14 protein-coding genes are annotated in these 17,973 nt (G+C 56.5%); 4 read left to right on the top strand and 10 right to left on the bottom strand.

Annotated features, from left to right (window positions below):
• Positions 1-3: 3 nt before the first annotated feature.
• Positions 4-984, bottom strand: a complete 981-nt coding sequence (locus ACR0LI_RS09650; RefSeq protein ID WP_171636000.1) for a Bug family tripartite tricarboxylate transporter substrate binding protein — start codon at positions 982-984, stop codon at positions 4-6.
• 107 nt (positions 985-1,091) lie between these two features.
• Here ACR0LI_RS09650 and ACR0LI_RS09645 point away from each other — a divergent pair, with 107 nt between their 5' ends.
• Genes ACR0LI_RS09645 through ACR0LI_RS09635 form a run of 3 tightly spaced genes read left to right on the top strand, consistent with a single transcriptional unit; the run spans position 1,092 to position 4,103 of the window.
• Positions 1,092-1,760, top strand: a complete 669-nt coding sequence (locus ACR0LI_RS09645) for a response regulator transcription factor (protein ID WP_480718424.1) — start codon at positions 1,092-1,094, stop codon at positions 1,758-1,760.
• Positions 1,750-3,117 carry a sensor histidine kinase gene (locus ACR0LI_RS09640; RefSeq protein ID WP_480718423.1) on the top strand — a complete coding sequence of 456 codons (1,368 nt, stop codon included), beginning with the start codon at positions 1,750-1,752 and terminating at the stop codon, positions 3,115-3,117. The genes ACR0LI_RS09645 and ACR0LI_RS09640 overlap by 11 nt, the downstream gene beginning before the upstream one ends.
• On the top strand, positions 3,096-4,103 hold the full coding sequence (locus ACR0LI_RS09635; protein ID WP_480718422.1) for an ABC transporter substrate-binding protein: 1,008 nt from the start codon (positions 3,096-3,098) through the stop codon (positions 4,101-4,103). The genes ACR0LI_RS09640 and ACR0LI_RS09635 overlap by 22 nt, the downstream gene beginning before the upstream one ends.
• Positions 4,104-4,114: 11 nt before the next feature.
• On the opposite strand, the gene ACR0LI_RS09630 is transcribed toward ACR0LI_RS09635, so the two are convergent.
• From ACR0LI_RS09630 to ACR0LI_RS09620, 3 genes are all read right to left on the bottom strand, one after another.
• Positions 4,115-5,431 (bottom strand): HlyD family type I secretion periplasmic adaptor subunit, encoded by a 1,317-nt coding sequence (locus tag ACR0LI_RS09630; RefSeq protein ID WP_480620116.1) that lies wholly within the window; start codon positions 5,429-5,431, stop codon positions 4,115-4,117.
• Positions 5,431-7,170: a type I secretion system permease/ATPase gene (locus ACR0LI_RS09625; RefSeq protein WP_480718421.1), complete on the bottom strand. Its 1,740-nt coding sequence runs from the start codon at positions 7,168-7,170 to the stop codon at positions 5,431-5,433. Before ACR0LI_RS09625 ends, ACR0LI_RS09630 begins: the two co-directional genes overlap by 1 nt.
• Positions 7,171-7,381: 211 nt before the next feature.
• Complete coding sequence (locus tag ACR0LI_RS09620; protein WP_480718420.1) at positions 7,382-8,401, bottom strand: AbrB family transcriptional regulator; 1,020 nt, start codon at positions 8,399-8,401, stop codon at positions 7,382-7,384.
• A 170-nt stretch (positions 8,402-8,571) separates the two neighbouring features.
• Here ACR0LI_RS09620 and ACR0LI_RS09615 point away from each other — a divergent pair, with 170 nt between their 5' ends.
• The gene (locus tag ACR0LI_RS09615) at positions 8,572-9,204 is read left to right on the top strand and encodes a GntR family transcriptional regulator (protein ID WP_348539517.1); all 633 of its coding nucleotides are present in this window, start codon (positions 8,572-8,574) and stop codon (positions 9,202-9,204) included.
• Between the two features lie 365 nt (positions 9,205-9,569).
• On the opposite strand, the gene ACR0LI_RS09610 is transcribed toward ACR0LI_RS09615, so the two are convergent.
• The 6 genes from ACR0LI_RS09610 to ACR0LI_RS09585 all read right to left on the bottom strand — a co-directional run bounded on the left by ACR0LI_RS09610 (position 9,570) and on the right by ACR0LI_RS09585 (position 17,967).
• A complete protein-coding gene (locus tag ACR0LI_RS09610; protein ID WP_480718419.1) occupies positions 9,570-12,287 on the bottom strand; it encodes a M10 family metallopeptidase C-terminal domain-containing protein in 2,718 nt (905 codons plus the stop codon).
• Positions 12,288-12,971: 684 nt separating this feature from the next.
• Positions 12,972-14,471, bottom strand: coding sequence for a mannitol dehydrogenase family protein (locus ACR0LI_RS09605; RefSeq protein ID WP_480718418.1), 1,500 nt, complete (start codon positions 14,469-14,471; stop codon positions 12,972-12,974).
• On the bottom strand, positions 14,471-15,244 hold the full coding sequence (locus ACR0LI_RS09600) for an L-iditol 2-dehydrogenase (protein ID WP_480491259.1): 774 nt from the start codon (positions 15,242-15,244) through the stop codon (positions 14,471-14,473). Before ACR0LI_RS09600 ends, ACR0LI_RS09605 begins: the two co-directional genes overlap by 1 nt.
• Positions 15,241-16,245 carry an ABC transporter ATP-binding protein gene (locus ACR0LI_RS09595; RefSeq protein ID WP_152460302.1) on the bottom strand — a complete coding sequence of 335 codons (1,005 nt, stop codon included), beginning with the start codon at positions 16,243-16,245 and terminating at the stop codon, positions 15,241-15,243. The genes ACR0LI_RS09600 and ACR0LI_RS09595 overlap by 4 nt, the downstream gene beginning before the upstream one ends.
• A 12-nt stretch (positions 16,246-16,257) precedes the next feature.
• Positions 16,258-17,088: a carbohydrate ABC transporter permease gene (locus ACR0LI_RS09590; protein WP_480718417.1), complete on the bottom strand. Its 831-nt coding sequence runs from the start codon at positions 17,086-17,088 to the stop codon at positions 16,258-16,260.
• A 12-nt stretch (positions 17,089-17,100) separates the two neighbouring features.
• Entirely contained in the window at positions 17,101-17,967 is an 867-nt protein-coding gene (locus ACR0LI_RS09585) for a carbohydrate ABC transporter permease (protein WP_171636017.1), read from the bottom strand.
• Between the last annotated feature and the right edge of the window lie 6 nt (positions 17,968-17,973).

Below are 17,973 nucleotides of genomic sequence, written 5' to 3'. Positions count from 1 at the left end.
GACTTAGAGGAAGCCCAGCTTTTTCATAAGATCGCCGATCTGCTGTTCCTGCTGCTCCAGGAACGTCTGGAAATCTGCGCCCGAGTTGTGGATGTTGACCCAACCATTGCGTGCACGAACCTCTTCCCATTCCGGGGTGTCGTACATCTTGGCAATCGCTTCCTGGTAGGCGGCCAGCTTTTCTTCGGGCAGGCCGGGGGCCGCGAAGAAGCCGCGCCAGTTCACGAAGGTGGTATCAATGCCCTGTTCCTTCATCGTCATCGCGTCAGGAGCCGCATCAACGCGCTCTTCGGATGTCACGCCGATAATCTTGACTTCACCCGCATTCGCCAGATCGACCGCTTCCGAAAAACCGGTGGACAAGGCGGCGATTTCACCCGACAGCAGGGCCGCCATGGCTTTGCCGCCCGCATCATAGGGGATGTATTTCACGCCAAGCGCATCCTTGCCCGCTGCTTCCATCACCATCGCGGCGACCAGATGGTCCATGCCGCCGGGAACCGAGCCGCCACCGATCGCTGTGCCGCCTGGGTCCGCATCAAACGCGGCAAGCAGATCCGCCATCGAGTTGATCGGGCTGTCTTTGCCAACAACGATCGCGGCATAGTCGCCGATAGTACCCGAAACCAGCGTCAGATCGCGGAAGTTGTGAGGAAATACACCGGTCAATGAGCGGATCACGATCGGCGTCGAATTCACCATCAGAGTGCCATGATTGCTGTCGGCATTTTCAATCAGATATCCGATGGCTTTGCCACCACCGCCGCCCGACATGTTTTCGTATGACGCCGTGCCGACAAGGCCAGCTTTTGTCAGCGCTTCGCCCGTGCCGCGCGCGGTTCCGTCCCAGCCGCCACCGGCGCCACCGGGGATCAGAAAGTGAATGCTGTCCACGACCTGATCTTCAGCCATGGACGGCCCGGCCAGACCAAAGGCAGCCACAGCTGCAATCAGGGCGCGACGGCCCAGTGTGAATGTCGTCATGATGTCCTCCCATTTGACAACCAGCCGCATGGCGGCTCAGATTGGGTGGAACAAAAACACATCAACCTGACATCAACCTGTCACGCAGAAAAAATAGCAAAAATCCCATGAAATTCCTCCTTGTGGAAGACAATCTTGATCTGGCGAACGCCATCTGTTCGCGCATGAGGTTAGACGGCCATGTGGTTGATCATGCGTCTAAATTGGACGAGGCGACTGCCTTTGCCGAAACTCAGGAATACGACCTTATTCTGTTGGATATCATGTTGCCGGATGGGGACGGGCGCGACTTTCTCAAACGGCATCGCGCAGGTCATCTGGACACCCCCGTGATCGTTTTGACCGCACGCAGCCAGGTTTCGGATCGAATCGGTTCGCTGGATCTGGGGGCCGACGACTATGTCACTAAACCGTTCGACCACGCCGAACTCGAGGCCCGCTGCCGCGCCGTTCTGCGTCGCAAATCCGGGAATTCACGGACAACGATTGAAGTGGGCGGAATAGTCTTTGATCCATTGGCAGGTCATCTGACCGTAGGGGATGAGACTGTTTCGTTGCGCAACCGGGAACTGCGCCTACTGGAACTGTTCATCAGCGCGCCTGGTCAGGTTTTTTCGAAACAGAAGCTGACCGACCGGCTTTTTTCATATGATGACGATGTCTCGGACAATGCAATCGAGGTTTACGTTGGCCGCCTTCGTAAACATCTTGAAGCGTCGGACCTGAAGATCACCACGCTTCGCGGTCTTGGATACAGGCTGGATCATGCCTCCTGATCCTTATGTGTCAGGATCGCTTCGGAACAGGCTGGTCCTGACTTTGATCGGCGGTGCCGCTATATTGGCGTTTCTTCTGTTTATCGCGGTTCGCAACTATGCCGCACAGGTCGCGCAACAAGGGCAAGACAACATCCTGGGGGCGTCGGTCACCTCAATTCTGGACGCAGCCGCCTTGCGCGACGGTCAGTTGGAGGTTGATATTCCCTATGCAGCTTTCGCCATGCTCAGCACACCGTCCGACGACCGGGTTTTTTACGCGATTTTTCAGGATGGCGCGTTTTTGTCAGGATATGAAGATCTGCCGCCGGCCACAGGGCAATTCGACGGCAAGTGGAGCTTTCAAACAAGTCGGATACGGGGTGAAACCATACGTCAGGTCAGTGCTCGGCGAACCCTTGTGGGCCTGAACAAACAAACCATCATCGAGGTCGCGTTGGGCCAAACGCAGGACGCGCTTGCGGAAACTCTGGACCAGATTTCACGCAACGCGGCGATTTTGGGCATCGGGTTCTTTGCTCTTGCCGCTGCGCTGTCATTCTGGGCCACCTCGTCCACGATTGGCCAATTGAACAGGCTTACGACCTCTGTCACCCGGCGCGGTCCACAGGACCTGAGCCCGTTCAAAAAGCCCGTACCCCGCGAAATGGCGCCTTTGGTGGCGTCGTTGAACTCTTTGATGGGGCGACTGGATCAGTCACTGAGCCAATCGGAGGATTTCATCGCCGAGGCGGCCCACCGGGTGCGCACCCCTTTGGCAACCGTTCGATCTTATGCCGATGCCACGTTGCAGAGGGTTGAAAAGGAAGAAAATCGCGAAGCATTGCGCTCGATGGTGCGGGCGATTGATGAAAGCTCGCGCGCGGCGGGGCAATTGCTGGATCATGCGATGATCACGTTCCGCGCCGATCATCTGGAACGCGAAGACATTGATCTCAATGCTTTGGTCCGTGATCTGGTGCAGCGTCTCACGCCAATCGCCGAGATGAAGGACTTGTCGCTTTCCCTGAGTGGCGATCCAAAGGTTTCCTACTCGGGTGATCCGATTCTTATTCAAAACGCTGTGCGCAACATGATCGACAACGCTCTGAAATATGCCCCTGCCGACAGTGTCGTACGCATCGAGGTCGTTTCGGAGCCACGCATTCAGATAATTGTCAAAGACCGTGGGCCGGGGTTTCCTCCTGACGAGATCGGCACTTTGACGCGCCGTTTCGAGCGCGGGAAGAACGCAAGCGGAACCATCGGATCCGGATTGGGCCTTACAATCGTTCAGGACGTTGCATCTGCACATGGTGGCACACTGGAATTGACCAATCGACAGGGGGGCGGCGCGTGCGTTATCTTATCGCTTTGATTATCTTCAGTCTTCCTGTCGTTGCTGCCGCCCAAACCTGGGAGGACAGGCAGGTTTTCAACGCCTCGGCGGATGAGGCGCATCTACGCGTGATCTCAAGCACGGACACCTTTCTGTTCGAACCCTTGATTGCGGGTTTCATCGAAGAAAACCCCGGTATCTCTGTCGAATACCTGGTGACCGGCACCGCAGATATTGACCGAATAGTCCGCGCCGCGCCGGAAGACTTCGATGTCGTCATATCCAGCGCGATGGACCTGCAACTGAAGCTGGCAAACGACGGTTTTGGGCGTATCATCGACGACATACCGCTGCCATCCTGGGCGCAATGGCATCAAAGCCTTTTCGCGTTTACATCGGAACCGGCGACAATCGTAATTAACCGCGCGGCCTTTGCTGGCGGCCCCATCCCCGAGACCCGGCAACAACTGATTGAAATCCTTCGTTTGCGTCCCGATGATTTCAGGGGCCGTGTGGGCACCTATGACATCCGTCAATCCGGTCTGGGATATTTGTTCGCAACGCAGGATGCCCGCGCGTCCGAGACGTATTGGCGGCTTATGGAGGTGATGGGTGGGTTGGACGTACGCCTGTACTGTTGTTCGGCGGATATGATCGATGACCTCGTCAAAGGTAAGATTGCAGTGGCTTACAACGTTCTGGGCAGCTATGCCGAAGCCCGCGCCGGAAGCAAGGACACGGTGGAAATCATTCTGCCGTCGGATTTTCAGACGACCATGATGCGCACGGCCATGGTTCTGAATGGCACCCCTCAACCGGACGCGGCCACGTCTTTTCTCAAACACCTGATTTCCAACCAAACCAAACGGGTAGGCGACCCCGTTACCTTGCCGCCCTTGGCCCCACACGAAACTGGCACCGATCGGGAAACGATTGGGCTGGACCCAGGGCTCATGACATTTCTGGACAGGCTGAAACGCCGCCGTTTTTTGGCTGAATGGGAAAACGCGGTCATCCAGCGATAACCGCGTCCGCATCATTCGCGAAACGCGCGGTTGAAGTAGTCTGCCATCGGTTTCACAAGATAGGACAACGGCGTGCGTTCGTCGGTCTTGATCAATGTCTCAACCGGCATACCCGGCAAAAGTTCCTGGCCATTGAGCCGGTCTATCTCACCGTCATTCAGCACCACTTCGGCGCGGTAAAAGGTGAAACCGGACTGTTCATCCGTGAACGTGTCCGCCGAGACGTTGTTGACCTGTCCTTCAAGTTCGGGCGTTTCGCGTTGATTGAACGCAGGAAAGCGCAGGGCAACGGATTGCCCGACATGCAACTGATCCACATGGATCGCATCCACCCGCGCTGCGACCAACAGCGGCGTGTCCTGCGGAACCACATACATCATGGGTTCACCCGGCTGAATGACCGATTGCAGGGCAAAGACCTGACTGCCGTAAACCGTTCCGCTGACAGGTGCGCGAATTTCAAGCCTGGCCAGACGTTCCGCCAGGGACAAACGTCGTTCCCACAGCTCTGCCACCTGCGCCTGAACGTCCCGCAAAGTGGTGATCGCTTCTTCCCGCCGGGTCGCGGTCAGTTCGACAATCTTGATCTCGGTTGATGCAATCTGTCCTTTAAGGCGCGCAACGGAGGCTTCCAGTTTGCCGATTTCGCCTGTCAGACTGGCTTCTTCGCGTTGCAGCGCCAGCACGCGGCTGTTTTGTGTCAGACCCCTGCTCAACAGGCTTTGCTGATCCTTCAACTCCGCCTCGATCAACTCTGTCTGGCGGCGCAACGAGACCAACTGAGCCTGCGTGCCTGCGATCTCGCTTTCTATCTGAACCAACTGTTTGCGCAGTTGTTCGTCCTGCTTGGACAGCGTTTCCAACCGGGCATCGAACAGGTTCTGTTGCCCTGCAATCAGGTCCGGATCGATATCGTGTTCTTTTTGAACCTCAGCCAGGCGCGCCGCCAATTCTTCGGATGTCAGGCCATCCCGCTCGGCCTCCAGCCGGGCCCGGCGGGCCAAAAGATCAAAGAGTTGAGATTCTACAATCGTCTGTTCCGAAGACAGAAATGTGTCATCCAACCGCAAAAGCAAATCGCCCGAGGCAACCGTATCACCGTCGCGCACGAAAATCTCGCCAACCACGCCGCCGTCAGGATGTTCAACGACCTGACGGTTGCTTTGAACTTCGATGACACCCGAAGATACAATCGCCCCGGCCAGCCGCGTTTTCACGGCCCAAAGGCCCAACCCGCCGACCAGAATGCCAAGGGCAAGAAATCCCACCAACGCAGGTATTTTGATGCCCCAGACGGGGACGGGTGTCTTGGTTGATTTTTTCGCCATTATTCACCTACGGGGCTAAGCTTGCGCTTAATCGCGCCCGCATTCTGGACCATTGCGTTCAGAACCTCATCGCGACTGCCAAACCTCACCACCTGGCCTTTTTCCACAACAGCAAGATCGTCACATTCCGAAATAGCCTGCGGGCGGTGCGTCATGATGATGGCAGCCTTTCCCGCTTCCTTGAGGCCGCGCACGGCAGCATTCAAAGCTTCGGTGCCATCTGCGTCGAGGGCCGAGTTCGGCTCGTCCAAAATGAGAAGGACCGGGTCGCCATACAGCGCTCGGGCCAACGCAATACGCTGTTTCTGGCCGCCCGACAACTGACTGTCATTGCCTTCAAGAAAGGTGCCGTAACCCTTTTCCAATGACAGAATCAGTTCGTGTGCCTTGGCCTTCTTGGCCGCCGCCACCACCGCTTCTGAATCCGGGTTTTCCGACATCCGTGCAATATTCTCAGCAACGGTTCCGTTGAACAGGGTCACCTGCTGCGGCAAGTATCCTATGTGGCTGCCCAGATCGTTGGGATCGTATTGGTCCAACGTGGCGCCGCCCAACCGGATCTCGCCAGCTGCCGGTCTCCAAAGCCCAAGCAGAGCCTTGGCCAGGGTCGTTTTGCCCGACCCACTTTTGCCGATCACACCAAGCGCCTTTCCCGGCTCCAGTTTCAGGTTCACATTTCGCAAAGTTGGCGCAGAAGCACCCGGAGGGATTACCGTCAGGGATTTGGCTTCCAACTGGGATTTTGGGATCGGCAAACGAATCCGCTGTTCCTCTGGCGGTGTCTGGTCCAGAAACCGGTTCAGCGAATTCCAGGCCGTGCGGGCCCGTTCGACCAAACTCCATTGGCCGACAGCCTGTTCCACCGGGGCCAAAGCCCGTCCCAAGAGAATCGAGCCCGCAATCATCGCCCCGGGCGTCATTTCGTTTTGCAATACCAACCACGCGCCCAAAGCCAGCATGGCAGATTGCAGAAAAAGCCGAAGCGATTTCGTCAGCGACGTGAAGCTACCAGTCCAGTCACTAGCGGAAATGCTTTGACGCAAAGCTTCGGAACGCTGGTTCAACCACCGCCGGGTCACGTCCGCCTGCATTCCCTGAGAGCGCACAACCTCTGCTGCTTGCCTTGCGTGTTCGGAAAAGGCATTCGCCCGCGCCGCCGCGGATTGTGCTTCGGCCACCTTGCGACTGGTCAGGGCCTGGTTGAGCAATGCGATCAGCACAAGCAGCACGCCACTTGCAACGGCCAACCAGCCAAGCAGAGGATGAAAAATGAAAATCGCCCCCAGGAAGACAGGCGTCCACGGGATATCCATTATTGCAAGCAGCACGGGCGAAGAGCACAAGGTGCGAATGGTCTCGAGATCCCGCAATGCAGTCGCCGGAGCCGATCGCACCTGGGGCACCAGAGACCGGCGCATCGTGGCTTCGAAAACGCGCTCATCCAGCTGCGACTGAAACCGTGCACCAAAGCGGGCAACGATGCGACCGCGCGCATAATCCAGCATGGCCATCAGCGCATAAAGCAAAGCGACAAGCAAAAACAGTGCGGTCAGAGTTTCAATTGCCCGAGAACCAAGAACCCGATCATATACTTGCAGCATGAAAAGCGGACCTGTCAGCATGAGCAGGTTGACGAAGATGCTGAACAAAAACGCCAAGGCCAGAAAGGCAATGCCCTGATTGCGCACGTTGCGCAATTCATGGCGAGGGGCCGCTGATAGGCGGTGTTGAGGTTTCACAGTTTACATTCCACATCATTCGGACCGGCATCGCCGCATTTAGAAAGTTAGTTCAGCATTGCCAAGTTTGCACATGTTTTTTTGAGCAAGAAACCGCAGACAGCGGGATGGAAGAAGCACTTTTTGGCCAATGCCACAAAGAGTGTTTCAACCTTTGAACGCGGTGCTTCCGGCGCGCGGAAACTATGCGGTCGCGGCCCAAAACACCTGGCTAATTCCGAGGTCTGGAGCAGCGCAAGATCAGGTTAGCGGCGACGGGCGCGCCGATGATGACCAGCACGATCCGCGTTAGGTGATGGCTGATTACAAAGCCCAGATCAGCGCCCGAGACGATGGCCAGAACCGTCATTTCGGCCTGCCCCCCCGGTGCGAAAGCCAGAAAGGCTTCGACGGGCCGCCCCAAACCAAGAGACGTGACAATGGCAGTGAAACCTGCTGCCAGAACTGCAAGTACGAAAACATATGCAACGCCCGCAGCGACAACCCGGCGCAGCTCCCCCCAGGTTACGCCAACAAATTTTTCTCCAATCGCGCAACCGATGAAAAACTGCGCGACCAGCACGGCTTCGCGCGGCGGGCGAGAATGAATGAAATCCCCCAACGACAAAGCCGCCGTTAGGATCATCGGCCCAAGGATGGATGCGCCGAAAAGCCCTACTCTCTCTCCGCCTTTCCAGCCGATGAAAGCCGCCAGAACCATCAGCAGCAGTTCATGAACAGGAAGCTCATGCGCCGGCTGTCCTATAGGATTGGTGAGTTCCGCATCGTAGAAAAGCGTCAGGAACAACGGCGCCAAAGTGACGATGATCAGCACGCGCGTACCGTGGATCAGGGAAAGGGTTCTTGGGTCGGCTCCGGCCTCGGCGCCGAAAATGATCATGTCCTGCAAACCGCCCGGCATCGCTGCGTAAAATGCGGTTTTTTCGTCAAATCCCCAGATTTTTCGAAAAAACGGCACACCAACAAAAGCAATCAGGATTATGAAGACGGGAACCAGCATGATCGATGTGGCCATCTTGGGCAGTTCGACAAAAAGTGCCGGCGTGATCGAGGCACCGACTGCTACGCCCAGAATCGTTCTGGCGGCAACGGAAATCTGCCCAAACCCTTGCATTGGCGCCTGGGCAAGCGCGGCGATCAGGCAAGCTGCCATGGGGCCGAACAAGAACGGCAGCGGCAGGTCCAACACCCAAAAGACCGCTGTGCCAAGCACTGCAATTCCAAACGTCACCGACCTTTTCACAAGGGGGGAAGGGTGGTTCTTCAAGATGAGCAAAACCTGAATTCCATTGCCATTGACCCGTAATGTGTTCAACTGTATTCTTTTGGATACAAACTGCAAGCAAGAACATGATGACCTTTCAGGACGACTCAATTCAGCCAGGCCCCCAAGGCAATTCCGTGTATCAACGGTTGCTGGACGAGATTCGCGAAGGGGCGCTTTTGCCCGGCGATCGCTTGAGAGAGATTGACCAGTCCAATCGGTTGGGCGTCAGCCGAACTCCTGTGCGCGAAGCGATCCGACAGCTCGAGACGGATGGGCTTGTCACGCATGTGCCAAGGCAGGGCGCAACGGTCCGAAGCCTGAGTTATGCCGAGGTAATGGAGCTTTATGAGATGCGTGCCGTGCTTGAAGGCACTGCGGCCCGTCTGGCGGCCCGAGCCGCGTCAGATATCGAATTGGACGAACTTGAGGTTCTGAACGACCAACTTGCCCAGGCAGGTACGGGGCCAGAGGCCGCCCGGATCAACAGGGTATTTCACGCCACCCTGTTGGATGTGGCCAAAAACCGGTTTCTGGCGAAATCCATGCTTTCATTGCAAAAAGCGCTGCTGATACTCGGACCGTCGCAACTTTTGGACAATGAACGGGCGGATGCCGCAGTCGCGGAACACAGGCGCATTATGGCAGCCCTCAAGTCGCGTGATAGTGCTGCCGCCGAGATGGAAATGCGAGCACATATTCAAGCCGGCCAGAGGATGCGCATTCGCGCCCTTCAGGAGCGCGACCGCACAGCCGATCAGGACCAATAGGACCAACGGATTATTCCTCCAAGAAACGTTGCCTGGAATATCACCGTGATCGATGGCGGCAGTTCGCGCGGCACCCTATGGGTTTTGGACGTTGCCAGACCCGCCTGGAAACTCCGGTGCTGCCTTGCTGGCGGCAGGGTGTGTTGCCGCGGCTCCGCTCTGGCAAAAGCCCAACCCAATTCCTGGCGACCCGTCAGCTTGGGCTGGCGTTTTTGCTTTCGTCCAGCTGTTAGGTTCGACAGAGCTGACAACGCGGGCCCGGAAGGCCGGGGTACTGATCGAAATCGCAAGCCTGAGCAGCGAACTACGCCAGAAACTGCACCGTCAGTTTGACAGAACGGGCCGCCTCCAGCGCCAATGCACATCTATATCCAAAAGCTGTCTTCTTCCAAAAGGGGCATCAGTGCCGGGCTGATCTCGTCACCCTCGACGTCCACATTGCCACTCGGCACGGCGGCCAATGCGTCTTCGGAAACGGAAAACGCCGTGTCCTGAGCCTGATGCAAGCTCACCAGCGTGTAGACGTCTTCTGCGTCTTCGGGCGCCTCAAGATCAGGGGCGAACTTCAGATAATCGACCGTTTCATCCCAATCGGTCTCTCCCAATACTTCTTTCTGATCACCTTCCGAAAGCCGAGCGAGCTTGGGCAATTGGTACCCCACAGTTCCACTGCCATCGATATCAAAGCCATAGAGGGATTCGACCGCCACCACGTCAGCGACGGTGTTGGAACTGACATATACACCATTGGAATCCGTGACCCATTCACCGTAGGACCCATCCGCATTCTTCCACAGCACCCGGTAGCCGCCACCTGAAGCCTCGGCGTGAATGGCCTGCCAGCCGGAGAAGCTGTTCGGTCCGACGGTGGCGTTGTTGAATGTCAACTTGGTGGTGCCGCCAATCAGATACTCACCTTGGGTTGTCGCCCCCAGCGTTGTCGCGCCGCTGGATTCAATGCTGATTGTTCCATGCCCCGTCAGCCCGTCATTGTTCAGGTCAACGCCATAAAAGACCTCTACATCCGCAACATTGCTGATTGTTGTGCTGCTCTGGAATTCACCGGCCGCATTCGTCGTCCATTCACCGTAGGACCCTTCCGAGTTCTTCCACAACACCCGATAGCCGCCACCGGATGCCTCGGCCTGAATGGCCTGCCAGCCCGCGAAGCTGCCAGGACCGGCATTAACCTGGTTGAGCGTCAAGTCGATGCTGCCGCCGATTACATATGCGCCATTGGTTGACGATCCCAGCGTCGTGGAACCGTTGGATTCGATGCTGGTCGTGATATGGCCGATTTGCCCATCATTGTTCAGATTTGCGCCATAGAAGACCTCGACATCCCTAACGTCGTCTATGATGCGGCTGCTGACAAAACGACCACTGGCATCCGTCACCCATTCCCCAAACGTGCCATCCACGTTTTTCCACAGCACTTTGTAACCGCCGCCCGAAGCCTCGGCCTGAATGGCCTGCCAGCCGGGAATACTGCCCGGGCCGGCTTTGGCACCGTTGAGGGTCAGTTCAATGGTGCCGTTAATCAAATACGAACCCAGGCTTGACGAAACGAGCGTCGTGGAGCCGTTGGTTTCAACCGTGACCGTACCATGCCCCGTCAGCCCGTCATTGTTCAAATCAGCGCCATAGAAGGTCTCAACATCAGCCACGTTGCTGATGCTGCTGCTGCTGAGGAACTGACCATTGGCATTTACGGTCCATTCCCCGTACGTCCCATCCACGTTTTTCCACAGCACTTTGTAACCGCCGCCCGAAGCCTCGGCGTGAATGGCCTGCCAGCCGGCGATCGTGTTTTGACCAACAGCCTGACCATTAAATACCAGCGTCACGTTCGAGCTGCCTGCATCCAGAACGTAAATGCCCTGACTTGCATGTTTCAGTGTGGTGCCGGTCGTCTCGATATCCGAAAGCTGCATGGCAGCTTCGATATTCGAACGAGTATACGCCTGTGATCCATTCAGGAACTGAATGGCCTCGACATCATCTTCCACCGTGAAGGTGATACGTGAAACGGCATCGATAAATTCGTATTTCGTGCCGTTTTTGATGAACAGATAGCTGCTGATGGCGCTGACAAATCGGACTGTGTCAGCACCGCTTCCTCCGGAAAACGAGCCGCCATTGTTGGTCACAATGGCCCAATCGTCGCCTTGGCCGCCGAAAACCTGGTCAGCGCCGGAACCGTTCGCCAGATAGATGGTGTCGTTCCCCAAGCCGCCATAAACGGTGTTGTTGTTGGTTCCGTCGGACACTGAATAGATTTTGTCGTGACCATAATTGCCATTCAGAACGTTCTGAGCGGTATTCCCGACGATCACATCGTCACCAGTCCCACCGATCGCGTTTTCGATCACAACGCCATGAGCGATTGTAAAGCCGCCCTTTATGCCCTCTGCGTAAGACACTACGCCGCCGCCGGTCTCGGAATAATCCAGTGTTGCCGCCCGCAGGTCGATCCGCGCCTTCGAACTGCCGACATGCTGGATGGTATCGTTTCCACCAGTATCCCAAATAGACTGATAGCCGGTACCCGCAACGTTTGCCCAAGGAAGCGTGTAGGTATTGTTGGCAGAGTTGTGGCTGGTATTGGCGCCATACATCGCCTGCAACGCAGCAATGTCCAGAGCGCCAAGCCCAGTTGAACCACCATAAGTCGCGTTGACAGAGAGAATTCCGTTCTGTTGGGTCCAGCCATCATTATACGACATCACCGTGTAGACACCCTGATTCAGGTTGGCGGACCCGAAAGAGTCAAATGGCGATGTGACGCCATCCATTACGGTTGTTCCCAAACCGGTGTCGTGGGGGTGACCCAACCCAAGCGCATGACCCAACTCATGAAGCAAGGTTGTAAAGAAAAACCCGCCCGGATCGCCGTTGCCATTTGATCCGGCACTCCAAAAAGCGGTGTTGTAAGCACCATAAAAAGGACCGGAATAAATGGTGTTTGCTGGCGCATAGTGGTAGCCGAGCGTGTTGGGATTCGTGAAAAATGGCTTTGGCGCGATGACTTCAATAAGATCAGCATTGCCAACACTGGTTTCGACAAAAGTTATATTGGCCACCGCTTCTATTGCTACTAGTGCCGCGCGGAACTCGTTTTTGTACTCATTTGTCCATGCTTGCCCGATTTTGTCACCGATCTGTGTACCAAATGCATAGTTAATCACGGTCAGGGTAGAAGGGTTCCCGTCACTAAGCGCAACATCACCTTGTATTGGACTGAGCGGAGAAGACGCGGAAGGTCTTGGTATCATAGTCGTAGTAGCCATTGCTCAGCCCTGTACCTCGGAAGATTAGATTGCACTCGGATGCACGCTCAAATTGTTCTTTTTATGACAAACTACCATGCACCGGCTCTTTTGAAGCAGCAGGTGACACCATGTTTCAAATGACACTTTCTTTCAACGGCAGAACCGTCTCATAAGTGCAACAGAAGCCCGCGATCCTTGGCTGAACCGGGCATCTGCGACCGTTTAGGGTTTAGGCATTCTGCCAAATATTTTTTAATTTTTTTGGACCCGTTCTCGAAGCTTTTGATACGGTGGCAAGCTTTCGCTTATTCCATGGACTCTGTAGTGGGGATTTGCCCAAGGCGGTGAACCGGTCAGAACCGCCGAGGGTAACATCCATGCCATTTTCGGCAGATTGCAGGCCCTATTTGCGCCAACGTCAGACAAAGCTCCAAGGGCCAGATACCGGACCGCATAGGCACCGAGCGAACTGAGCCTCGTGAATGATCTGTTACGTTAACCGTTCGCGACATACTCAGCAATGGCGGCCCGGCTGCCACGCTGCCATATCAGGGTCAGCCAGCGGGCAAAGGCGTTGGAAAACTGTGTACTGATCCCAAAGTCACCGCTGTAGAACCCCTGTTCCAGCCAAAGCTCAGGATCAGTTTTGGACGCTTTTGCGGTGCTGTTCAGGCTTTCCCACTGGGGATCATTGGGAGAGATCTCGGAGCCATCCTCACGAATACCCGCACACATCCGGCACCAGAACGCTTCGGCGAGAGCGAGCCCGTTTGCAGAAGACCCTGATGCAAATGCATCGCGGAGCGACGGTAGCAAAAATCCGGGATGTCTTGCCGATCCGTCGAATGCAACCCTGCGTGTGGTGTCGTGAATCGCCGTGTTTGCAAATCGGCTCTCGATCAACTCAAGGTACTCATTTGCAGTGGTTTCGGGAACCGCTTCGACATGCGGAAGGATTTCTTCGACCTGCACTTTTCGAAAAAACGCCACGATGTCCGGGTCCTTCATGCAGTCGGCAATCGTCGAAACACTCAGTATTTCTCCGACATTTGCCAACAGTTGATGACCTCCGTTCAAAATGCGCAACTTCATGGTCTCGTAACCATGGACGTTGTTGGTCAGTATTGCTCCGACGTTTTCGAGGGGCGGACGCCCGGCGCAGAAGGCATCCTCGATGACCCATTGGCGAAAGTTCTCATGCGAGACGGGCGCTCTGTCATCGACGCCAAGGGCGCGGCATTGCGATACCAATTGGTCGGTGGTCGCTGGTACGATGCAATCCACCATCGAGTTGGGAAACGCGCCATGCCTGTCGATCCAGTCGGCCAGTTCCGGGTCGGACATGCGCGCCAATCCCACAACACAGTTTCGCAAAATCGTTCCGTTGCCCTGAAGATTGTCGCAGCTGAGCGCCGTGAACGGGGTCAACCCCTCGGCGCGCCGTCGTCTGAGTGCCGCAACCATCGCGCCGAAGGCCGTACGGGGCTGATTGGGGTTTTCGGCGTCATGACGGATATCTGCGTGATCGAAATCGAATGCGCCGCTGTTGGCATCCAGAAAATACCCCCCCTCGGTAACAGTCAGCGAAACGATCCGGGTGGCCGGATCTGCCATCGCGTGGATGAGGGCAGCGTTGTTTTCTTCGATCGGCAGGTAGTCGATCATCGGGCCAACCACCTCGGCGGACATTCCGTTTGGCCCTAACTCGATCAGCGTTGTGAGGCAATCCTGCGCCAGCAATCGTTCTCGCATGACAGCGTCATAGCTTCGCACACCCGCTCCGACGATTGCCCAGTCATGGGCCAGCCCCTGCTGCATGAGCTTGTGAACATACCAGGCCTGATGCGCGCGATGGAAATTACCCAATCCAATATGAACGATGCCCGGCGTCAGATCCGAACGTTCGTACATCGGGGTCTTCACGGTGGTTGGCAGCTTGGACAGACTCTCTTGCCGCAGCCGTGCAGGGGTTTTTGCGTTCGCCACAGGGTCCATCAGCTCATCCAATTTCCGCCGTCGACGTTGTAAGTCTGCGCGACGATGTACCTGGCCTCATCAGAGGCCAGAAAAACCGCCATGCCTGTCAGGTCTTCCGCGCGCCCCATGCGGCCATATGGAACAGCTGACGCCACTTCACGCTTCTTCTGGCCAAGGGGCTTGCCTTCGTGTTTTGCAAAAAAGGCGTCCACACCATCCCAGTGTTCGCCATCGACGACACCAGGGGCAATCGCATTTACGTTGATCCCATGAGAAATCAGGTCCAGCCCCGCCGATTGGGTCAGGGATATGATCGCCGCCTTGCTGGCGCAGTAGACAGCGACCAAAGGTTCACCCCTTCGCCCGGCCTGCGAGGCCATATTGATAATTTGGCCTTTGGTTCCGTGCTCGATCATATGTTTGGCGACGGCCTGCATCGTAAACAGCGCGCCCGCGACGTTGATGTCAAAAACGCGATTGTAGTCGGTGCGCTCGATCTCGACGATTGGTGCGGCGGTGAAGATGGCCGCGTTGTTGATCAGAATGTCGATTGGGCCGAATTGCGTCGCGGTTTTGGCTATGGCCCTATCGATGCTCTGCTGGTCGGTCACGTCCATTTCGACAGCGAAAGCTGCCGCGCCAATTTCAGCGACCGCGTCCTGTGCGCGCTGGATGTCGATGTCGGCAACTGCGACCCGCGCGCCCTCTGCCACATAGGCCTTGGCAAATGCCAATCCAATGCCCCGCGCAGCCCCTGTGATCAGGGCGGTTTTGCCCGTCAGACGTTTCATTCGATCCGCAGACCGTCTGCGTCAAATCTGTGGATCACATCGGCGCGTGGGGTCAGATGAATGCGATCCCCATGGCGGAAACCAACCTCGCCATCGGCACGAACAGTGATTGTCTCGGCCAGTCCGGTGTCGTGGACGTGGAAAAATGTGTCCGAACCAAGATGTTCAGAGACGCTGACGCGCCCGGACCATTCTCCTTCGGAGTCCGACACCGCGATGTGTTCCGGTCGAATGCCGATCGTTTGTGCGCCATGCTTTGCCGCTTCGGGCCCTTCGATAAAATTCATCTTGGGCGAGCCAATGAACCCCGCAACAAACAGGTTGCGTGGCGTTCGGTACAGTTCCAGCGGGCTGCCAACCTGTTCGATCACGCCAGCCTGGAGCACAACGATCTTGTCCGCCATGGTCATGGCTTCGACCTGATCGTGGGTGACGTAGATCATCGTTGTCGCGAGGCGTTCATGCAGCTCGCTGATCTCCAACCGCATGCCCACCCGCAACGCTGCGTCGAGGTTTGAAAGGGGTTCATCGAACAGGAACGCGGCTGGCTCACGAACGATAGCCCTACCAATGGCGACGCGCTGGCGTTGACCACCGGACAACTGGCCCGGGCGGCGATCCAGGTAATCGGTCAGGTTCAGGACACTGGCCGCGCCCTCAACCCGCTTGTCGATTTCAGCCTGATCCAGTTTCGCCATGCGCAGCGGAAATGCGATGTTCTTGCGAACGGTCATATGCGGGTAAAGCGCATAGGACTGGAACACCATTGCCAGCCCCCGCTTGGCGGGTGGCACGTCTGTTGCGTCTGCTCCATCGATTTCTATGTGGCCACTGGTGATGTCTTCCAGCCCGGCGATCAGGCGCAGCAGCGTGGATTTGCCACAGCCCGAAGGGCCGACGAAAACGGTGAACTCGCCATCTTCGATGGTCAGGTCCAGCGGAGGGATGACCTGAACGTCGCCGAAGCTTTTGGTCACGGACTTGAGTTGTATGCGTCCCATGAGGAATGCTCCTTATTTCACAGCGCCGAAGGTCAGGCCGCGGACAAGTTGTTTCTGGCTGAACCAGCCAAGGATCAGGATGGGTGCAATTGCCATGGTCGAGGCCGCGCTGAGCTTGGCAAAGAACAGGCCCTCGGGGCTGGAATAGCTGGCGATGAAGGCCGTGAGCGGTGCCGCGTCAACAGCGGTCAGATTGAGGGTCCAGAATGCCTCGTTCCACGCAAGGATAAAGTTCAGCAGGACGGTCGAAGCGATGCCGGGAATGGCCATGGGGGCTAGGACATAGAGGATTTCCTCTTTCAGCGTCGCCCCATCCATCCGTGCGGCTTCCAGAATTTCACCCGGAATTTCGCGGAAATAGGTGTAAAGCATCCAGACGATGATCGGCAGGTTGATCAGCATCAGCACCACGACCAACCCTCCGCGCGTATCCAGAAGGCCCAGTTGGATGAACAGCAAGTAGATCGGGTACAGCACACCTACGGCCGGCAACATCTTGGTGGACAGCATCCACAACAGGATGTCCTTGGTTCGTTTGGACGGAACAAACGCCATCGCCCAGGCGGCGGGCACGGCGATGATCACGCCCAGCATGGTCGACCCACCGGCGATGATCACCGAATTCCACAGAAACCGCATATAGTCCGAGCGTTCCTGTACGATGGCGTAGTTTTCCAGCGTCCAGTCAAAGTTCAGGAACAACGGAGGGCTGGCAATGGCCTGCGCTTCGGTTTTGAAGCTGGTCAGGATCGTCCAGAGGATCGGGAAGAAAATCAGCAGTCCCACGGCCCAGGCAAGGGCGGTGTTCAGCGATTTGCGTCGGGATGTGACAGCGCGGGCCATGGGTTTTCCTCCTCACGCGTCCAGGTTCTTGCCGACGATGCGCATCAGGAAGATCGCAACGATATTGGCAAGGATGATTGCGTAGACACCTCCGGCTGATCCGAGACCAACATTCTGGCTCTCCAGCACACGCTGGAAGATCAGGTAGGTGAGTGTACGGGTGCCGAATGCGCCGCCGGTGGTCACGAAGATCTCGGCGAAGATCGACAACAGGAATATTGTCTGGATTAGGATTACGATGGTGATCGCGCGGCTCAGATGCGGCAGAATGATGTGGTAGAAGCGCTTCAGAACCGGTGCGCCATCCATTTCGGCTGCTTCCAGTTGCTCGCTGTCCAGCGACTGAATTGCGGTCAACAGGATCAGCGTTGCAAAGGGCAGCCATTGCCACGAAACGATCATGATGATCGAGGTCATCGACGCCTCGGACAACCACGAGATCGGCTCGGCCCCGAAAAAACGCCACAGATGGGCCAGCAAACCATTGACCGGGTCCATGAACATATTCTTCCACACCAGCGCAGACACGGTGGGCATCACGAAGAACGGCGCGATGACAAGGATACGGACAATGCCTTGCCCCCACATCGGCTGATCCAGCAGCATGGCGAGCAGAATTCCGAGAATGACGGTTATGATCAGAACACCGCCAACAATGACCAGTGTTGCCTGCACCGCGGGCCAGAATGTACTGGACGAGACAAAGCGGACGTAGTTGTCGAACCCGACCCAGCCCAGATCACCCCCGCGCAGAGGCAGATATTTTTTGAAAGAAAAGTACAGCGTCATCGTCAATGGCACGAGCATCCAGCCAAGCAGCAGGACCACTGCGGGTGCCATCATCAGGCGAGCAACGGATCGGGAGTGTTGAGTAGCCATTACGCA

The organism is Ruegeria sp. CL7 (assembly GCF_056536445.1).
The sequence above is the reverse complement of the archived record's forward strand: the minus strand, read 5'-3'. Positions and strand labels throughout refer to the sequence as shown.